The organism is Anderseniella sp. Alg231-50 (assembly GCF_900149695.1).
In the GTDB taxonomy this organism is placed as follows: Bacteria; Pseudomonadota; Alphaproteobacteria; order Rhizobiales; family Aestuariivirgaceae; genus Anderseniella.
Genome location: NZ_LT703003.1, coordinates 1,749,629 through 1,765,361 on the forward strand (window position 1 = coordinate 1,749,629; position 15,733 = coordinate 1,765,361).

Annotated in this window: 17 protein-coding genes and 1 riboswitch; of the genes, 7 read left to right on the forward strand and 10 right to left on the reverse strand. The window is 59.8% G+C overall.

The genetic code is table 11. The features are described from left to right. The first annotated feature begins 16 nt into the window (after positions 1–16). Entirely contained in the window at positions 17–1,336 is a 1,320-nt protein-coding gene (locus tag DHN55_RS08230) for a 2OG-Fe(II) oxygenase family protein (RefSeq protein ID WP_337660058.1), read from the forward strand. 8 nt (positions 1,337–1,344) lie between these two features. Here DHN55_RS08230 and dusA read toward each other — a convergent pair whose 3' ends face one another. The 8 genes from dusA to thiC are packed head-to-tail and all read right to left on the reverse strand — an operon-like array spanning position 1,345 to position 8,490. Continuing rightward, positions 1,345–2,367 (reverse strand): tRNA dihydrouridine(20/20a) synthase DusA, encoded by a 1,023-nt coding sequence (gene dusA / locus DHN55_RS08235; RefSeq protein ID WP_108880820.1) that lies wholly within the window; start codon positions 2,365–2,367, stop codon positions 1,345–1,347. A gap of 34 nt (positions 2,368–2,401) precedes the next feature. Then, positions 2,402–3,136, reverse strand: coding sequence for a bifunctional hydroxymethylpyrimidine kinase/phosphomethylpyrimidine kinase (gene thiD, locus DHN55_RS08240; protein ID WP_108880821.1), 735 nt, complete (start codon positions 3,134–3,136; stop codon positions 2,402–2,404). Between the two features lie 7 nt (positions 3,137–3,143). Next, positions 3,144–4,109, reverse strand: coding sequence for a ThiF family adenylyltransferase (locus DHN55_RS08245; protein ID WP_108880822.1), 966 nt, complete (start codon positions 4,107–4,109; stop codon positions 3,144–3,146). Further along, positions 4,109–4,720 carry a thiamine phosphate synthase gene (locus DHN55_RS08250; RefSeq protein ID WP_108880823.1) on the reverse strand — a complete coding sequence of 204 codons (612 nt, stop codon included), beginning with the start codon at positions 4,718–4,720 and terminating at the stop codon, positions 4,109–4,111. The genes DHN55_RS08245 and DHN55_RS08250 overlap by 1 nt, the downstream gene beginning before the upstream one ends. Next, positions 4,717–5,487: a thiazole synthase gene (locus DHN55_RS08255; protein WP_108880824.1), complete on the reverse strand. Its 771-nt coding sequence runs from the start codon at positions 5,485–5,487 to the stop codon at positions 4,717–4,719. The genes DHN55_RS08250 and DHN55_RS08255 overlap by 4 nt, the downstream gene beginning before the upstream one ends. A gap of 4 nt (positions 5,488–5,491) precedes the next feature. Next, complete coding sequence (gene thiS / locus DHN55_RS08260; protein WP_108880825.1) at positions 5,492–5,689, reverse strand: sulfur carrier protein ThiS; 198 nt, start codon at positions 5,687–5,689, stop codon at positions 5,492–5,494. After that, on the reverse strand, positions 5,658–6,668 hold the full coding sequence (thiO, locus tag DHN55_RS08265; RefSeq protein ID WP_337660059.1) for a glycine oxidase ThiO: 1,011 nt from the start codon (positions 6,666–6,668) through the stop codon (positions 5,658–5,660). The genes thiS and thiO overlap by 32 nt, the downstream gene beginning before the upstream one ends. A 7-nt stretch (positions 6,669–6,675) precedes the next feature. Continuing rightward, positions 6,676–8,490: a phosphomethylpyrimidine synthase ThiC gene (thiC, locus tag DHN55_RS08270; RefSeq protein WP_108880826.1), complete on the reverse strand. Its 1,815-nt coding sequence runs from the start codon at positions 8,488–8,490 to the stop codon at positions 6,676–6,678. 88 nt (positions 8,491–8,578) lie between these two features. Continuing rightward, positions 8,579–8,704, reverse strand: a riboswitch (TPP riboswitch). A 144-nt stretch (positions 8,705–8,848) separates the two neighbouring features. Here thiC and DHN55_RS08275 point away from each other — a divergent pair. The 4 genes from DHN55_RS08275 to DHN55_RS08290 all read left to right on the forward strand — a co-directional run bounded on the left by DHN55_RS08275 (position 8,849) and on the right by DHN55_RS08290 (position 12,761). Beyond that, positions 8,849–9,295, forward strand: coding sequence for a MarR family transcriptional regulator (locus DHN55_RS08275; protein WP_108880827.1), 447 nt, complete (start codon positions 8,849–8,851; stop codon positions 9,293–9,295). A gap of 17 nt (positions 9,296–9,312) precedes the next feature. Continuing rightward, on the forward strand, positions 9,313–10,515 hold the full coding sequence (locus tag DHN55_RS08280; RefSeq protein ID WP_108881785.1) for an amidohydrolase family protein: 1,203 nt from the start codon (positions 9,313–9,315) through the stop codon (positions 10,513–10,515). 206 nt (positions 10,516–10,721) lie between these two features. Then, complete coding sequence (locus tag DHN55_RS08285) at positions 10,722–11,855, forward strand: aminotransferase class V-fold PLP-dependent enzyme (protein WP_108880828.1); 1,134 nt, start codon at positions 10,722–10,724, stop codon at positions 11,853–11,855. 123 nt (positions 11,856–11,978) lie between these two features. Continuing rightward, complete coding sequence (locus DHN55_RS08290) at positions 11,979–12,761, forward strand: transglutaminase domain-containing protein (protein WP_108880829.1); 783 nt, start codon at positions 11,979–11,981, stop codon at positions 12,759–12,761. A gap of 1 nt (position 12,762) precedes the next feature. On the opposite strand, the gene DHN55_RS08295 is transcribed toward DHN55_RS08290, so the two are convergent. Next, positions 12,763–13,674, reverse strand: coding sequence for a transcriptional regulator GcvA (locus DHN55_RS08295; protein ID WP_108880830.1), 912 nt, complete (start codon positions 13,672–13,674; stop codon positions 12,763–12,765). A gap of 239 nt (positions 13,675–13,913) precedes the next feature. On the opposite strand from DHN55_RS08295, the gene DHN55_RS08300 reads away from it, so the two are divergent. After that, positions 13,914–14,153, forward strand: a complete 240-nt coding sequence (locus DHN55_RS08300; RefSeq protein ID WP_108880831.1) for a DUF1127 domain-containing protein — start codon at positions 13,914–13,916, stop codon at positions 14,151–14,153. A 75-nt stretch (positions 14,154–14,228) separates the two neighbouring features. Then, positions 14,229–14,450, forward strand: coding sequence for a hypothetical protein (locus DHN55_RS08305; protein ID WP_337660060.1), 222 nt, complete (start codon positions 14,229–14,231; stop codon positions 14,448–14,450). 80 nt (positions 14,451–14,530) lie between these two features. Here the strand turns inward: DHN55_RS08305 and DHN55_RS08310 are convergent, their stop codons facing one another. Next, positions 14,531–15,682 (reverse strand): L-lactate dehydrogenase, encoded by a 1,152-nt coding sequence (locus DHN55_RS08310; protein ID WP_108880833.1) that lies wholly within the window; start codon positions 15,680–15,682, stop codon positions 14,531–14,533. Positions 15,683–15,733 lie beyond the last annotated feature (51 nt).

Sequence of the window (15,733 nt, forward strand, 5' to 3'; positions counted from 1 at the left end):
GGAGTACCAGACTAAAGTGAAGCAAAAGATCGAACAGGCGGCGCAGCTGTTCCAGGCGGGGCAGCCACGTGAAGCGCTTGAAATGCTGCAACCTGTGACCAGCGGTGCACCCGGCATGATGCGCGGGCAAACCCTGTCTGCGCGTTGCTGGCTGGCGCTTGGTCATCGCGACAAGGCGCTGGATCATCTGGCGACAGTTGCCGGCTATGTCGACAAAGCTCCGCGCCCGGCACTGGCGAGGGCCAATCTCGCCCAGTTTTATGCCATGGCTGATGAGTGGGACACCGCGACATCCATTCTTGAAGTGGCGGTTTCACAGGAGCCGGACAATATTGAGCTGAAAGTCAAGCATGCAGACATGCTGGCCAATGCCGGACAGTGGCGCGAAGCGCTGATGATCTTTGAAGCAGCCGTCAAGAAATTCCCGGAAAACGCATCGCTTTTGCGCTCAACCGCGATTTCGGCGCAGATGAGCAAACAGAATACCCGGGCCGTGGAACTGTATACCCGCACCATGGCAGCAGGCCTTGCCGACAAGCAGATCTATTCCAACCTGATTGCCGCACTGATTGAACTGGGGCGTGTCGATGAAGCCCATCGCCATGCTGTTGACTGGTGTGCCGCCATGCCGGCGGACATAGAGGCAATGGCCTTCATGGCCCTGCTCGAGGTCGAGGTGGGCAATAATGATGTCGCGGCACGCTGGTTTGACTTTGCCCGGTTTGTAAAGGGACACACCATTGCGGTGCCGGAAGGCTATGACGACCTGGATGCCTTCAACAAGGCTATCGAAGCAGTCGTACTGGGCCATGACCGGCTGGAAACACCACCTGAGGATCATCCGACCTGGCATCATCCCGCATTGCGCATAGGCCCGGACATCAACAATGATCATTCCGGCCCGGTTGGCGAGCTTGAAAAGCAGATGCGCATGGCCGTCGACAAGTATTTTGCCGAAAGCCCCAATGACGACAATCATCCGTTCCTGACGACAGAGCCCAGGGACTATGAAATCGTGGCCTGGTCTGCCGTTTTGGACGGCGAAGGCAATCAGAAACCGCACATCCACATGTCAGGTTACCTGTCGGGTTGTTATTATGTGACCATTCCGGACGAGGTTTCGGGATCGGGGGACGACAATGCCGGTGCCTTCGAAATGGGCCGGCCACCGGAAGAACTGCCGTTCAAGGCCGAGTTTCCGGTTGAAACCGTCAAGCCGCATGAAGGGCTGATGCTGTTGTTTCCAGCCTTCATGTACCACGGCACGGTGCCGTTCAAGTCGAAGCAGAAACGCATCTGCGTCGCGTTTGACGTGATCCCGAAACAGGCAGCCTGAAGCCGGTTTTACTCCGCCGCCTGACGCGCTGCCATCGCATCCGCCACGACGGCCAGTGCCTGATGGATGATTTCAACACCGGCACCGTCGCGGCGCGCGTCTTCCGACAGGACACGGCGCCACAGCCTGCCGCCGGGCTGGGCGTGAAACAGGCCCATCATGTGCCGGGTGATGCGGGTGATATAGTCACCCTGCGCCAGGCGCTGCTCGATGTAGCCTGTCATGGCCTCGGCAGCGTCCATCCGGGTTGCCACCGGATTTTCAGGTGCATCGAATATTGCCCGGTCCACGTCGGCAAGAAGCCAGGGATGCTGGTAGGCGGCGCGGCCCAGCATGACACCGTCCACATGCGTCAGGTGTTCATGCGCTTGTGCCAGGGTTTCGATGCCGCCATTGATAGAAATATGCAGGTCAGGCCGGGCCGCCTTCAACCGGTAGACCCGGTCATAGTCCAGCGGCGGCACATCACGGTTCTGTTTCGGGCTGAGACCGTCAAGCCAGGCCTTTCGGGCATGGACAATGAACGTGTCACAGCCTGCTGACGCGACGGTTTCGATGAAACGGGTAAAGTCCGCCTCTGAGTCCTGGTCATCGATGCCGATTCGGCATTTGACGGTCACGGGAACAGCAACGGCTGCACGCATGGCATCGACGCCACGCGCCACCGTGTCCGGTTCCGCCATCAGGCAGGCGCCGAAACGGCCGGACTGCACCCGGTCCGACGGGCAGCCGCAGTTCAGGTTGATCTCGTCATATCCAAGGCCTTCACCAATGCGGGCGGCTTCGACAAGCTCTGCGGGGTCGGAGCCGCCAAGCTGCAGGGCGACGGGATGTTCGCAAGGATCAAAGCCAAGCAGATGCCCGCGGTCGCCATGGATCACCGCACCGGTGGTCAGCATTTCCGTATAGAGCAGGGCATGCCGGGTCAGTTGCCGGTGAAACACGCGGCAATGCCTGTCGGTCCAGTCCATCATCGGCGCAATGGACAGCCGGCGCGCAGCATTGGCGGATATGTCGGCGTGGTTGCTCATGGGATCAGTCCATACAGAGACAGGTTGCGTGATGTCAAACTTGGGACAATGTCCGCTGCAGCTTTTTGCCGATGAATTGTTTTCCCTCTGAACAAGCTTGGCCCACGTCAATTCCAAGAGCGAGGTTTGCCGCGATGGCGCTTGCCAGCATGCAGCCGGTGCCGCGCAGGGTCGCGTTCAGTCGCGGGGATGCGAATTCCCTGGTGCGAAGGTTGGCCTGAAATAACCGGTCGATGGACGCGTCGCCAACACCGTGACCGCCCTTGATCAGCACACCGGTTGTCCCCAGTTCCAGCAGGGCTCTTGCCTGCTGTTCGGGTTGCTTGCTGCCGGTCAGCATTTGGGCCTCCGGCAGGTTGGGGGTAACCAGCGTGCACAGGGGCAGCAGATGCGTTTTGAGGGCAGCAATGCCGTCGGGGCTCAGCAACGGCGTGCCGGACGACGATACCAGCACCGGGTCGATGACCAGCGGAATCGCTGAAAAGTCACGCAAGACATCTGCAATCGCCACAACCGATTCCGCCGAATGCAGCATTCCTGTCTTGATGGCGCCGACGGGTCCGCTTGCAAGGGCTGCCGACAATTGTTGTGCGACCTGGTCCGGCGAGATGGCCGTAACAGCGTGAACCGCCATATCGGTTTGCGCCGTTACGGCGGTGACAACCGGTCTTGCCTCACACTCCAGTTCGGTGAGCGTGGCCATATCTCTGGAGATACCTGCGCCGCCGCTGGAATCCGTACCGCCAATGATGATGACTGCCGGTTTCATGAAGGCACTATCCCAATGCGATCAGGGAGATGTCTGTGCAGCCTGCCTGGCGCAGCCGAAGACCGGCATTCCAGGCCCGCAGACCGGAGCGGCAGCACAGGATTGCCCGCCTGTTGCGGGCATCGCCGGCAAGAGCTCCCACGTCCGCGACTGTTGAACGATGTGCCGCGGCGGTGACGACGCCTGGCGCTTCTTCAGCTCCACGCAGATCAATGACAAGGTCGCTCTCTGCAATGTCGTCAACGGAGACAAAGCCAAACCCGTCGTGCGGTTCCGGCGCGTTGCTGAAAGAAAACGAAGAGGTTGTGAACTGGCGCAGGTCGAGGCTGATCATGCGCCCCAGGGGGGAGGGATCCAGGCCAAGCAGGCAACTCAATGCCATCTGTGCCTGCAGCGACCCGAGTACGCCCACCGCAGGACCACTGACCCCGGCGGTCGCGCAGTTGGCTGCAGACTGCGGCAGGTCAGGAAACACTGCCCTGACGCTGGGCGCGCGGGCACCGCAGAACCCGCCGGCATAGCCGGCAAATCCCAACACCGATGCCGACACGAATGCCTGGCCGGATGCCAGGCAATGGTCCGACAAGGTGTAGGTGACGGCGAAACTGTCTGCGGCATCGATGACAATGTCGGCGTCTTTGCACAGCGCCACAGTGTTTGCCGGTTCAAGGCGGTGAACTTCGGCCAGGATTTCAATCTCCGGATTGTAGGCGGCCAGCGTGCGCCGGGCTGCTGTGGCCTTGGCCTGGCCTATGTCGGCCATGGAATAGAGCGGCTGGCGGTGCAGATTGCTTTCCTCCACCACGTCCGCATCTAAAATGGTGATGCTGCCGACACCGGCACCGGCCAGGTAGCTCAGCACCGGGCAACCAAGGCCGCCTGCGCCGACGACAACCACACGGGCTTTGGCCAGCCGGGCCTGACCGTCAGCGCCGATTTCCGGCAGCACCATCTGGCGGGCATAGCGGCTCATCAGGCATGCCTTCGCGTTGCTGCAAGCCACTCATGCGTGCGGGCTTCAGGATCGGGGTTGAGCGTGATGTCGGTGACGACGGCGGCACTGTCCGCACCTGCTGCAAACACACCGGGCAGGCGCTCCGGATTCAGCCCGCCGATGCCCACGAGCGGACGGTCTCCCACCAGCTTCTTCCACTCGCCCAGCTTGTCCAGGCCCTGCGGCGCCCACGGCATCTTTTTCAGGATGGTCTGGTAAACCGGCCCAAGCGCCACATAATCCGGGTCATGCGCAAGGGCACGCTCCAGTTCCGCATGGTCGTGGGTAGACAGTCCGAGCCTGACACCGGCCTGGCGAATGGCCTTGAAATCGGCCGTGTCCATGTCGCCCTGGCCCAGATGGACATAGTCGCAATCAAGTTCGATGGCCGCCTGCCAGTAGTCGTTTATCACCAGTTGGCAGTCATGTTTCGCACACACGGTCCTGGCGCGCCGGATTTCATCGCGAACGGTTGCGTCGTCCATGTCCTTGCAGCGAAGTTGTGCCAGCCTGACACCGAGTGGCACCAGCCGTTCAAGCCATTGGGCATTGTCAACGATCAGGTAAAACGGGTCGAGCTCGCGCGTCATCCGAGGCTGGCCTTTCCAAGAACAGGTGTCGACGGACTGGCCATGTCGCGAGCCTCCATCGGATCGGCGCCGTGGGCCATCGAACCGGCCTCGACGGCTTGCGCGAAAGCACGTGCCATGGCCACAGGATCGCCGGCCCTGGCAACGGCGGTATTGAGCAACACGGCGTCAAACCCGAGTTCCATGGCGTGTGCCGCGTGTGACGGCAGGCCCATACCGGCATCGATGATCATCGGCACGTCCGGGAAATGGGCTCGCATGGTGCGCAGGCCATAGACGTTGTTCAGGCCAAGTCCGGTGCCGATCGGCGCTCCCCACGGCATCAGCACCTTGCAGCCTGCTTCCAGCAGGTGCTCCGCCACGATCAGGTCTTCGGTGGTATAGGGAAACACGTCGAAACCGTCTTCGCTCAACACGCGGGCGGTTTCAACCAGTTGAAACACATTCGGGCACAAGGTGTCATTGTCGCCGATGACCTCAAGCTTGATCCAGTTGGTGTCGAACACTTCCCGTGCCATCTGGGCGGTGGTCACGGCTTCTTTCACTGAGTGGCAACCGGCAGTGTTCGGCAGGACGCGGACACCCATTTCGCGGACAAGGTTCCAGAACGCCTGGCCGTGCTGGTCGCCACCGGCTTCACGGCGCAGCGACACGGTAATGATGTCAGCGCGAGATGCCTTTACCGCCTTGCCGAGGATGGCAGGCGAGGGGTATTGCGCCGTGCCTAGCAGAAGGCGCGAGTTGATGTGGGTACCGTAAACCTGCACCGGATCAGCCTCCCTGCATGGGGGCGAGTACTTCCAGCCGGTCGCCGTCGCCCAGAATTGTTGCGGCGCGGGCGGGTTTCGGTACGAATTCGCCGTTCAGTGCCGTCGCCACGCGCGCCTCGCCATAACCGAGCTCGCCTAACGCTGCATCAAGCAACGTGGCTGTTACCTCAAGCGATTGACCGTTCACGATGATCTTCATCCATCAACTCCGGTTTGTAGCCAGGACTGTCTATGGCCTCTGCGGCCATGCGTGCACACGCCGGTGCCAGCAGGAAACCGTGCCGGAACAGGCCGTTCACATGCAGTGTGCGGCCGTGCCAGCGCAGCCTGGGCAGGTTGTCGGGAAAGGCCGGGCGCACGTCCGCGCCGGTTTCAATGATCTCAGCTTCGGCAAAGGCGGGGTGTACGGCATAGGCCGCGTTGAGCAGGTCGACCATGCCGCGCGCGGTAATACGGCCCCGGTCCTCGGCTTCTATCTGGGTCGCGCCGACCATGAAATGACCGTCGCTACGCGGCACGAGGTAGACCGGTGAGCGCGGGTGCAGCAGCCGGACGGGTCGTGAGAACTCAACCCCCTTTGCCTTGAGCACCAGCATCTCGCCTTTCACGCCGCGCAGGTCTTTCAGCACGTCCCGGGCTGCAAACCCGCGCGTATCCACGACAACCGATCCGCTGATCCTGTGATCTTCAAGCGCCGTGCCATAGCTGATGTTCACCCCCGACCCGGCCAGTTTCTCCGTCAGTGCGGCAATCGCCTTGCGCGGATCGAGATGAGCTTCGCCGGTAAAAAACAGCGCCTGGCGGAAGCGGCCTTGAAGATCAGGCTCGAGCTCCGCCAGTGTGGCAGCATCAATTGTCTCATGTGCCCGGGTACGCCGCGCAAAGCGGGCAAGTTCGCCGGTGTCACGGGCCGGTGCGACAACCAGAGAGCCGTTTTCGATGACTTCAGGCACATGCTTGCGCCACCAGCTTAAGGCCTCCTGGCCAAGGCGTACGACAGGTTCTTCTGCCGTATCGCCCTCGCACCAGGGTGCCAGCATGCCACCGGCATACCAGGAACAGGTGTCCCGGCCGAAGCTTTCCGCCCGGTCGATGACCTCTACCTTGCAGCCGCGTTCGGCAAGCTCTGTGGCGACGGTGAGGCCGGCAACGCCGGCCCCGACCACGGTGACGTTCATGGCCTGGTTACTCCGCAGGATCAGCGGTTTCGTCGACCGGCATGTAGAGGTCACCACCTTCACGGTATTTCAGCGCCATTGCTTCCATGCCTTCCTTCTGCGCCTCGGCACGAATGTCGTGACTGATGCGCATGGAGCAGAATTTCGGCCCGCACATTGAGCAGAAATGCGCCACTTTATGGGCTTCCTTCGGTAAGGTCTGGTCGTGGAAGTCACGGGCGGTTTCAGGATCAAGCGCCAGGTTGAACTGGTCTTCCCAGCGGAACTCGAACCGGGCGCGCGACAAGGCGTCATCTCGGGCCTGTGCGGCCGGATGCCCCTTGGCAAGGTCAGCCGCATGGGCTGCAATCTTGTAGGTGATCACGCCGGTTTTCACGTCGTCACGGTCCGGCAGGCCAAGGTGTTCCTTTGGTGTCACATAGCAAAGCATTGCCGTGCCGTACCAGCCGATCATGGCGGCACCGATACCGGAGGTGATGTGGTCATAACCCGGGGCAATATCGGTGGTGAGCGGGCCAAGCGTATAGAAGGGCGCTTCACCGCACACTTCGAGCTGCTTGTCCATGTTCTCCTTGATCTTGTGCATCGGCACGTGGCCGGGGCCTTCGATCATCACCTGGCAATCCTTTTTCCAGGCGATCTGGGTCAGCTCGCCCAGGGTTTCCAGTTCGGCGAACTGTGCCGCGTCATTGGCATCGGCGATGCAGCCCGGGCGCAGGCCGTCACCCAATGAGAAGGTCACGTCGTAGGCCCGCATGATGTCGCAGATGTCTTCAAAATGCTGGTACAGGAAGCTTTCCTTGTGATGGTGCAGGCACCACTTGGCCATGATCGAACCGCCGCGCGACACGATGCCGGTGGTGCGGTTTACCGTCAGCGGCACGTAGTGCAGCCGGATACCGGCATGGATGGTGAAATAGTCGACACCCTGCTCAGCCTGTTCGATCAGCGTGTCGCGATAAACCTCCCAGGTCAGGTCTTCGGCAATGCCGTTGACCTTTTCCAGCGCCTGGTAGATCGGCACCGTGCCGATCGGTGACGCCGAATTGCGGATGATCCATTCGCGGATATTGTGGATGTTGCGGCCCGTCGACAGGTCCATGACGTTGTCGGCGCCCCAGCGGGTTGCCCACACCATCTTTTCAACCTCTTCCTCCATGGAAGAAGTCACGGCGGAGTTGCCGATATTGGCGTTGATCTTGACCAGGAAGTTGCGACCGATGATCATCGGTTCCACTTCAGGGTGGTTGATGTTTGCCGGAATGACGGCCCGGCCGCGGGCGACTTCATCGCGGACAAATTCGGGTGTGACATGATCGGGAATTGAGGCACCGAAGCTCTCACCGTCACGTTCGAGCTTCTCCATCGCAGCCTCGCGGCCGAGGTTTTCGCGGATGGCGATGAATTCCATTTCCGGGGTGATGATGCCGGCTCTTGCATAGGCCAGCTGGGTGACAGCCTGACCGTCCTTGGCCCTGAACGGCTGGTTGCGCACGGGGAATTCAGGCGTCAGCTTGTCGCCTGTGACAAAGCCGTTGTCTTCCGGCTTCACATGACGGCCCTCATAGCGTTCCACATGGCCCACGGTTTCCAGCCAGGTTTCGCGATGCCGGCTCAGACCCTTGGCGATGTCGATCTTGACGTTGGGGTCCGTGTACGGGCCGGAACTGTCATAGACGGTTACCGGTTGCTCGCCGGATGTCGGATGGACTGAGATTTCGCGCATCGGCACACGGACATACGGGTGCAATGTGCCTGACTTGTATACCTTGCGCGAGGCAGGCAACGGGCCTTCGGTGACTGTAGGTGTAATGGCGTTCATTCCGGGCTCTCCCTGATCGGTTGAAGACCCAGTTCGCACTTGTCGGGAGAGGGGGTTTGTTGCCGGGTTTCTGGGACCTTGCATGGCCCCAGTCCGGTGTCAGCATCCCTCCGCCAGCGTTAACTGGATCAGGTTCGAAGGGTCGCCGTACTGGTGCGTTATGCACCTTACCGGCCTCTCAGCTCCTTTGCGCGGAGCTCCCCTGGCTACGTTTCAACAAATGGACCTGTGTGCTGGACATGTCAAGGGTGGCAGTGGACAACTCGCGTCCAACATGTATGCACACCAACAAATTGCTTTCTTGTGACTTTGCTGCCAACATTGCCGGCAACGGCTTCGTACTCAATGGACACGGTTCATGCCAGACAAACCAGCGTCAGCGAAAAAACCTGCCAGTCGGCCCTACCGGCTGGATGATCAGGTGGGATTTTTGCTGCGCCGGGCGCAGCAGCGCCATTTGTCGATCTTTTCCGAACACATCCCGGATTTCACACCGACCCAGTTTGCCGCCATGGCCAAGCTGTACGAGACCGGTGCGCTGTCACAAAACGAGCTTGGCCGCCAGGCAGCGATGGATGCCGCCACCATCAAGGGGGTGATCGACCGCCTGCGCAAACGCGACCTGATATCGACGCGACGTGATGACCGCGACCAGCGCCGCATCTATCTCGACCTCACGGTCGAGGGGCGCAAACAATATCTCGTCCAGGCCGCCAAGGCTGCGACCATCACGGCGCAAACGGTTTCGCTCCTTAGTGATGCCGAACATGCCCAGCTGATAAGGCTGCTGAAAAAACTGGCTTAATGCAGAAAGAGAAAACCATGACCGCACCCGCAAAACTTGTCATTCGGAACATCGGCCTCATTCTGTCCGGCAAGATCGAGCAACCCATACTGGACGGTGACTGCATCATTGCGCTTGACGGCAGGATTTCCGAGGTCGGTTATGCAAAGGATCTAGATACCGATAATGCCGACACGCTGATCGATGCGCACGGCACCTGCGTTTCGCCGGGCCTTATTGACAGTCATGTGCACCCGGTGATCGGCGATTACACGCCGCGCCAGCAACAGTTGAACTGGATCGACAGCACGCTGCACGGCGGGGTGACCTGCATGATTTCAGCCGGAGAAGTACACGCGCCGGGCCGACCAAAAGATATTGTCGGCCTTAAGGCCATGGCGATTGCAGCCCAGCGCTGGTACGAGAATTTCCGCCCGTCAGGCGTCAAGGTACTGGCCGGAGCGCCGGTGCTTGAACAGGGTATGGTCGAGGAAGACTTCAAGGATCTCGCCGATGCCGGTGTGAAATTGCTGGGCGAGGTGGGACTGGGCACCGTCAAGGCAGGTGAAACCGCGAAAGAGATGGTCTCATGGGCGCGCAAGTACGGCATCCAGTCGACAATCCACACCGGCGGTCCGTCCATCCCGGGATCGGGGCTGATCGACAAGGACGTGGTGCTGGAAGCCGATGCGGACATTATCGGCCACATCAATGGCGGGCACACCGCGCTGCCGGACAACCAGATCACCTGCCTGTGTGAAAGTTGCCTGCGCGGCATCGAGATTGTGCATAACGGCAATGAGCGCGCAGGCCTGCTGGCCATGCGCACCGCATTTGAACTGAAACAGCCTGAGCGCATTATCCTCGGTACTGACGGGCCCGCCGGGTCCGGTGCACAACCGCTCGGAATCCTGCGCATGATCGCCATGCTCTCAAGCCTGGGCGATGTGCCTGCCGAAATTGCCTGGTGCTTCGGTACCGGCAACACGGCGCGCATGCGGGACCTGGACTGCGGTGTTATCGAAGCCGGCAAGTCCGCCGACATGATCATCGTTGACAAGGCCCAGCACGCGCCGGGCAAGGACATGTTAGAATCCATACGGCAGGGCAACCTGCCTGGTGTAGGCATGACCATTATCGATGGCGTCGTGCGGTCGCAACGCTCACGCAACACGCCACCTGCTGAAACGCTGCCGGAACTGGTCAAGGCCCCGCTGGCCGCTGCCGGGGGCGGGCACTGAACCGACGCGGGTGCCGGCAAGCGTTTATCCAGCGGCGCCTGAAACCGCGTAGACAAGAGTGATCCCGATAATACGTGTAAAAATCTTTTGCTTAACGCATGCCAAGTATGCGTCAATTGCTTATTGTTGCGGGCATGCATGGGGCCTACAAGGACGATCCTTGTCAGGCCTGCGGCCGGACTTCTTGCATTAACGGGAACCTTGTCATGAGTGCTAATTCTTCGATGGTCGATCCTGATGGTCTGATGGAGTTCTCGGTGGTTTTCACCGACCGGTCCCTGAACCACATGTCAGCCGTGTTCCGCAAGGTCATGACCGATATTTCCGGACTGCTGAAGGATGTCTACAATGCCGAGGCCGCCGTAATCGTGCCCGGCGGCGGCACCTATGCCATGGAGGCGGTTGCGCGTCAGTTTGCAACCGACCGCAAAGCGCTGGTTATCCGTAATGGCTGGTTTTCCTACCGCTGGAGCCAGATATTCGACGCCGGCAACATCCCCAGCGGGCAAGTTGTGCTGAAGGCGCGCGCCGTCGGCAATGAACTGCCGGCGCCATATGCGCCGTGTCCGATCGACGAGGTGGTCAAGTCGATACGCGACGAACGTCCCGACGTGGTGTTTGCGCCGCATGTCGAAACCTCATCGGGCATCATGCTGCCGGACAGTTACATGAAGGCTGTGGCGGATGCGGCTCATGAAGTCGGAGCGCTGTTTGTGCTCGATTGCGTGGCATCGGGAACGGTTTGGGTGGACATGCAGGACGTCGGTGTTGACGTTCTCATATCCGCGCCTCAGAAAGGCTGGAGCGCTTCTCCGTCGGCTGGCCTGGTCATGTTGAGTGAACGCGGACTGGCCAGGTTGCAGGAAACCAAGAGCAGCAGCTTTGCCGTTGACCTGGGCAAGTGGCACCAGATCATGCAGGCCTATGAAAACGGCGGCCATGCCTATCATTCCACCATGCCGACAGATGCCCTGACCGGATTTCGCGATACCATGCTGGAGACCCAGGCTCTGGGGTTTGACAAATTGCGCGATCAGCAGCTGGAACTGGGCAGCGGTGTCCGGAGACTCCTGGCGGAACGCGGTTTCAAGAGTGTGGCCGCTGCCGGTTTCGAGGCGCCGGGCGTGGTGGTCAGCTATACCGATGACCCGGATATCCAGAATGGCAAGAAGTTTGTCGAGCACGGCATGCAGATTGCCGCCGGTGTGCCGTTGATGGTTGATGAGCCTGAAGGTTTCTCGACTTTCCGGCTGGGCCTGTTCGGTCTCGAGAAACTGGCTGATACAGACGCTGCTATCGGCAAGCTCGACGCGGTCCTGTCCCAAATGGGCCCTGTGTGAAGGTGTGTTTCGGAACGGGTACAGTGACCATCTGTCCCAAGGTCTCCTGAATTTGACGACCTCAGGCGGCAGTACCGTGCACACCTGTTCCTGGAATTTCGCCACTGATCCCCGGCCCGCCATATGATGCTCGATATCAAGGTTCACCTTCACTATCGCCTCGCGCAACCGACTGATCTCCTGTTGCAGGTTGAAGCAGCCGATGGCGGTGGGCAACAGCTTGTGAGGGCCAATATCAATCTGAGCGAAACCGAGCACTTTTCCCGTATTGCGGCGGAGGAGGGGCTCGGCGAACGTATCTGGTTGCGCGCCAATGGCGACTTTCTGTGTGACTACTCAGCCAGGATCGCAATCCGTCGTCCTGTGGAGGAGGTCGGGTCTCTTGCCGCGGTGGCGCCGCATCTTCTGCCGGCAGATACCGTCAGATACCTGATGCCGTCGCGGTATTGCCCGTGCGATGAGTTGCAGGCGTTTGTGTCGGCGGAATTCGGGCAACTTTCCGGCGGAGCCCGGATTGCGGCAATGCTAGACTGGATTGGCGACAAGTTTCAGTATGTCGTAGGCTCCAGCACCGGCCAGACCACGGCGCTGGACACATTCGTGCAACGGCAGGGGATTTGTCGTGATTTTGCTCATGTGATGATTTGCCTGGCGCGGGCTTCGGCCATACCGGCCCGGTTTGCCAGTGTCTATGCGCCGGATGTCACACCGCCGGACTTTCATGCCATGGCTGAAGTTTTTCTGAATGATGCCTGGCACCTGGTAGATGCGACGGGAATGGCGCAACCAGATGCTACTGCGATCATCGGCGTGGGGCTTGATGCCGCGGAAGTCGCCTTTCTGAGCAGTTATGGACCGATGCAACTGATCAGCCAGTCTGTTGACATTTCGACCGCTCAGAATTGAGTCAGGAATGCTGCGCCAGACTTGTAACTGAAGCGCCGGCTTCTGCAATGAGCCATTCGCGAAATGCTTTCACCTTGGGCCGTTTCAGGTTCGCTTCCGGACAGACAATGTAATAGGCATATTCACCGGGGATGGCGAAATCGAACGGCTTCACCAGCCGTCCCGTCGCCAGCGAGTGCTGGACCAGCACGCTGCGCGCCAGAGCGACACCATCGCCCTGCTCGGCGGCCAGGAGAACCAGGTTGGAGTGCTGGTATCCGGGTCCCTTGCTCGAGTCGATGTTGTCCTGACCGGTGGCCATCAACCACATGCGCCAGTCCACACGCAGGTCATCATGCAGCAAGGTGTGGTTCATCAAATCCGCCGGGCTGGTCAGGGGAGGGCCAGACTGCAGCAGTGACGGCGCACACACCGGAAACACTTCTTCTGTCATCAGGCGCTCGACGCTCAGGCCGGGCCAGTCGCCGGCACCGTAACGGATGGCCATGTCAATGTTTACCCGGTCAAAATCGACACTTTCGTCTGATGTTGTGATGCGGACATCGATGTCCGGATTTGACCTGCGGAACCTGCCGAGCTTCGGAACCAGCCAGGTCGCGGCGAACGAATCCATCGTTGTAACGGTCAACTCACCCGACTGATCCTGATGATGCAGCCTGTCGACGGCAGATGCCATGATATCGAGGGCTTCGCTGACGGCGGGAAACAGCGCCTGCCCGGCCGGCGTCAGTATCAGGGCCCGGTTCAGACGCTTGAACACCGGCATCCCCAGATGTTCCTCCAATGCCTTGATCTGATGGCTCACCGCGGCCTGGGTAACGTGCAGTTCTTCTGCCGCCAGAGTGAAACTCAAATGCCGCGCTGCCGATTCAAAAGCGCGCATTGCGTTCAGGGAAGGTAATCGTCTGGTCATGGCATTTTAATAAGAAAAAATAATTCATGAATCAACCGCACATTGGGCGAAAAGTGGATTATCATGGCAATTTTGTTGTAAATAGGGCTGGCGAAATAGATTCAAATTAGTTTTTCTAACCCGATATGCAATTAAGATCGTTTGTCGGCGGATGACCGGTTTCGTATAAATGCTCTCACACAAACCAACCCGTCAGGTCGACAGGCGACCGCAGGGCAAGACAAAACTGGAGCATCATTATGAAGACTTCATCATACAACGCAGTTCCAAGAATTTCAGTGTCCAAATCCGCTTCCGGCTCGTGGTCTGCAACGGCCCTTCGCTGGACCGGCAATGCCAGCGGGCAACTGGCGCAGTGGCACGAACGGGCAAAGCAGCGCAGGCAGTTGAGTGAACTGAATGACCGTCAGCTTGCCGACATCGGCGTGAGCCGCATCGATGCCAGCAACGAAAGCAGCAAGCCATTCTGGCAGGCCTGAAGCTGACACGACCTTTGAACATGAACATCTGTGAGCGCGCTGTTGTGCCCTCACCGCAATGCCGGAGTATTGATCATGACTGATATTCACCATCCGTCCCACCTGCTGCTCAGGCAGGACGACCCGCAGGCAAACCCTGCCTGGACAACCATGATTGGGGCGCTGATTGCCATATTGCTCGTCATCGGCGCCGCTCACCTGATCGAACCGCAAGCCGGCGATGCCAGCCGGGTCCAGGGTTCCGAAACCGGTGACGTCAAGCTGGACGGGCGCGGCAAATGGACAGGCTACATGTAAGTTTCACCCACACTGCCGCGATGCTCTCCCCCCGCTGGTGATGGTGATGTTGATGAAGAAGCCCGCCCCCGGCTTTCAACTCACCACCACCGGTCCGGCATCAGCAGCACGTCGCGCGACAGGTCGTTGACATCGCGCAATCCGCACAAAGCCATGGTGGTGTCGAGTTCCTTCCGAATGATGTCGAGCGCCGTGGTGACACCCTGTTCGCCCATGGCGCCAAGGCCATACAGGAAAGCGCGCCCGATATAGGTGCCGGCAGCCCCGAGTGCCTTTGCCTTCAATACATCCTGCCCGGTGCGGATGCCGCCATCCATGTGGACTTCGATCTTGTCCCCCACCGCATCGATAATCGCCGGCAGTGCCGAAATGGATGACAAGGCGCCGTCCAGCTGACGTCCGCCATGGTTCGATACGATCAGCGCATCCGCGCCGACCTTCAGGGCCATCTTGGCGTCTTCAGGGTCAATGATGCCTTTCAGGATGATCTTGCCGCCCCAGCGCTTCTTTATCCACTCGAGATCTTTCCAGTTGAGTTGCGGGTCGAACTGTTCATTGGCCCAGCTGTTGAGCGATGAAATGTCATCGACACCCTTGGCATGGCCAACGATGTTCCGGAAAGTGCGACGGCTGGTGCCCAGCATGCCCAGACCCCAGCGGGGCTTGGTCGCCATGTTGATCATGTTGGGGATGGTCAGCTTCGGCGGGGCGCTCAAACCGTTCTTGAGGTCCTTGTGGCGCTGACCGAGCAATTGCAGGTCAACCGTCAGCACGAGGGCGGAACATCCCGCGGCCTTGGCCCGGTCAATTATGTTTTCCGAAAACTCGCGGTCCCGCATGACATACAACTGGAACCAGAACGGCTTGGATGTGTGTTCCGCGACATCCTCGATCGAGCAGATCGACATAGTGGAAAGCGTAAACGGTACGCCGAACTTTTCGGCCGCCTTGGCACCCAGGATTTCTCCATCGGCATGCTGCATGCCGGTCAGTCCGGTCGGCGCAATAGCGACCGGCATGGCCACGTCCTCACCGATCATTTTGGTTTTGGTGGTGCGGTTGTCCATGTCCACCGCCACCCGCTGGCGCAGCTTGATTTTCGAAAAATCGGTTTCGTTGGCCCGGTAGGTGCCTTCGGTGTAGGAGCCGGAATCCGCATAGTCGTAAAACATGCGCGGCACGCGGCGTTGAGCGAGAACGCGCAGGTCTTCAATACAGGTGATGATCGGCATGGCCACTCCGGCGTCGATTTCAGGGTTCGGCAAATTGGTAAAATAAACTGA

What these genes read in the sequence shown, in the direction of transcription:
- DHN55_RS08250 (WP_108880823.1), bottom strand. Translation starts at nt 4,720, where the DNA reads ATGACGCGCGAGCTCGACCCGTTTTACCTGATCGTTGACAATGCCCAA.
- DHN55_RS08310 (WP_108880833.1), bottom strand. Translation starts at nt 15,682, where the DNA reads ATGCCGATCATCACCTGTATTGAAGACCTGCGCGTTCTCGCTCAACGC.
- dusA (WP_108880820.1), bottom strand. Translation starts at nt 2,367, where the DNA reads ATGAGCAACCACGCCGACATATCCGCCAATGCTGCGCGCCGGCTGTCC.
- DHN55_RS08280 (WP_108881785.1), top strand. Translation starts at nt 9,313, where the DNA reads ATGACCGCACCCGCAAAACTTGTCATTCGGAACATCGGCCTCATTCTG.
- thiC (WP_108880826.1), bottom strand. Translation starts at nt 8,490, where the DNA reads ATGAACGCCATTACACCTACAGTCACCGAAGGCCCGTTGCCTGCCTCG.
- thiS (WP_108880825.1), bottom strand. Translation starts at nt 5,689, where the DNA reads ATGAAGATCATCGTGAACGGTCAATCGCTTGAGGTAACAGCCACGTTG.
- DHN55_RS08300 (WP_108880831.1), top strand. Translation starts at nt 13,914, where the DNA reads ATGAAGACTTCATCATACAACGCAGTTCCAAGAATTTCAGTGTCCAAA.
- DHN55_RS08275 (WP_108880827.1), top strand. Translation starts at nt 8,849, where the DNA reads ATGCCAGACAAACCAGCGTCAGCGAAAAAACCTGCCAGTCGGCCCTAC.
- DHN55_RS08290 (WP_108880829.1), top strand. Translation starts at nt 11,979, where the DNA reads ATGATGCTCGATATCAAGGTTCACCTTCACTATCGCCTCGCGCAACCG.
- DHN55_RS08295 (WP_108880830.1), bottom strand. Translation starts at nt 13,674, where the DNA reads ATGACCAGACGATTACCTTCCCTGAACGCAATGCGCGCTTTTGAATCG.
- thiO (WP_337660059.1), bottom strand. Translation starts at nt 6,668, where the DNA reads ATGAACGTCACCGTGGTCGGGGCCGGCGTTGCCGGCCTCACCGTCGCC.
- DHN55_RS08245 (WP_108880822.1), bottom strand. Translation starts at nt 4,109, where the DNA reads ATGAGCCGCTATGCCCGCCAGATGGTGCTGCCGGAAATCGGCGCTGAC.
- thiD (WP_108880821.1), bottom strand. Translation starts at nt 3,136, where the DNA reads ATGAAACCGGCAGTCATCATCATTGGCGGTACGGATTCCAGCGGCGGC.
- DHN55_RS08285 (WP_108880828.1), top strand. Translation starts at nt 10,722, where the DNA reads ATGAGTGCTAATTCTTCGATGGTCGATCCTGATGGTCTGATGGAGTTC.
- DHN55_RS08305 (WP_337660060.1), top strand. Translation starts at nt 14,229, where the DNA reads ATGACTGATATTCACCATCCGTCCCACCTGCTGCTCAGGCAGGACGAC.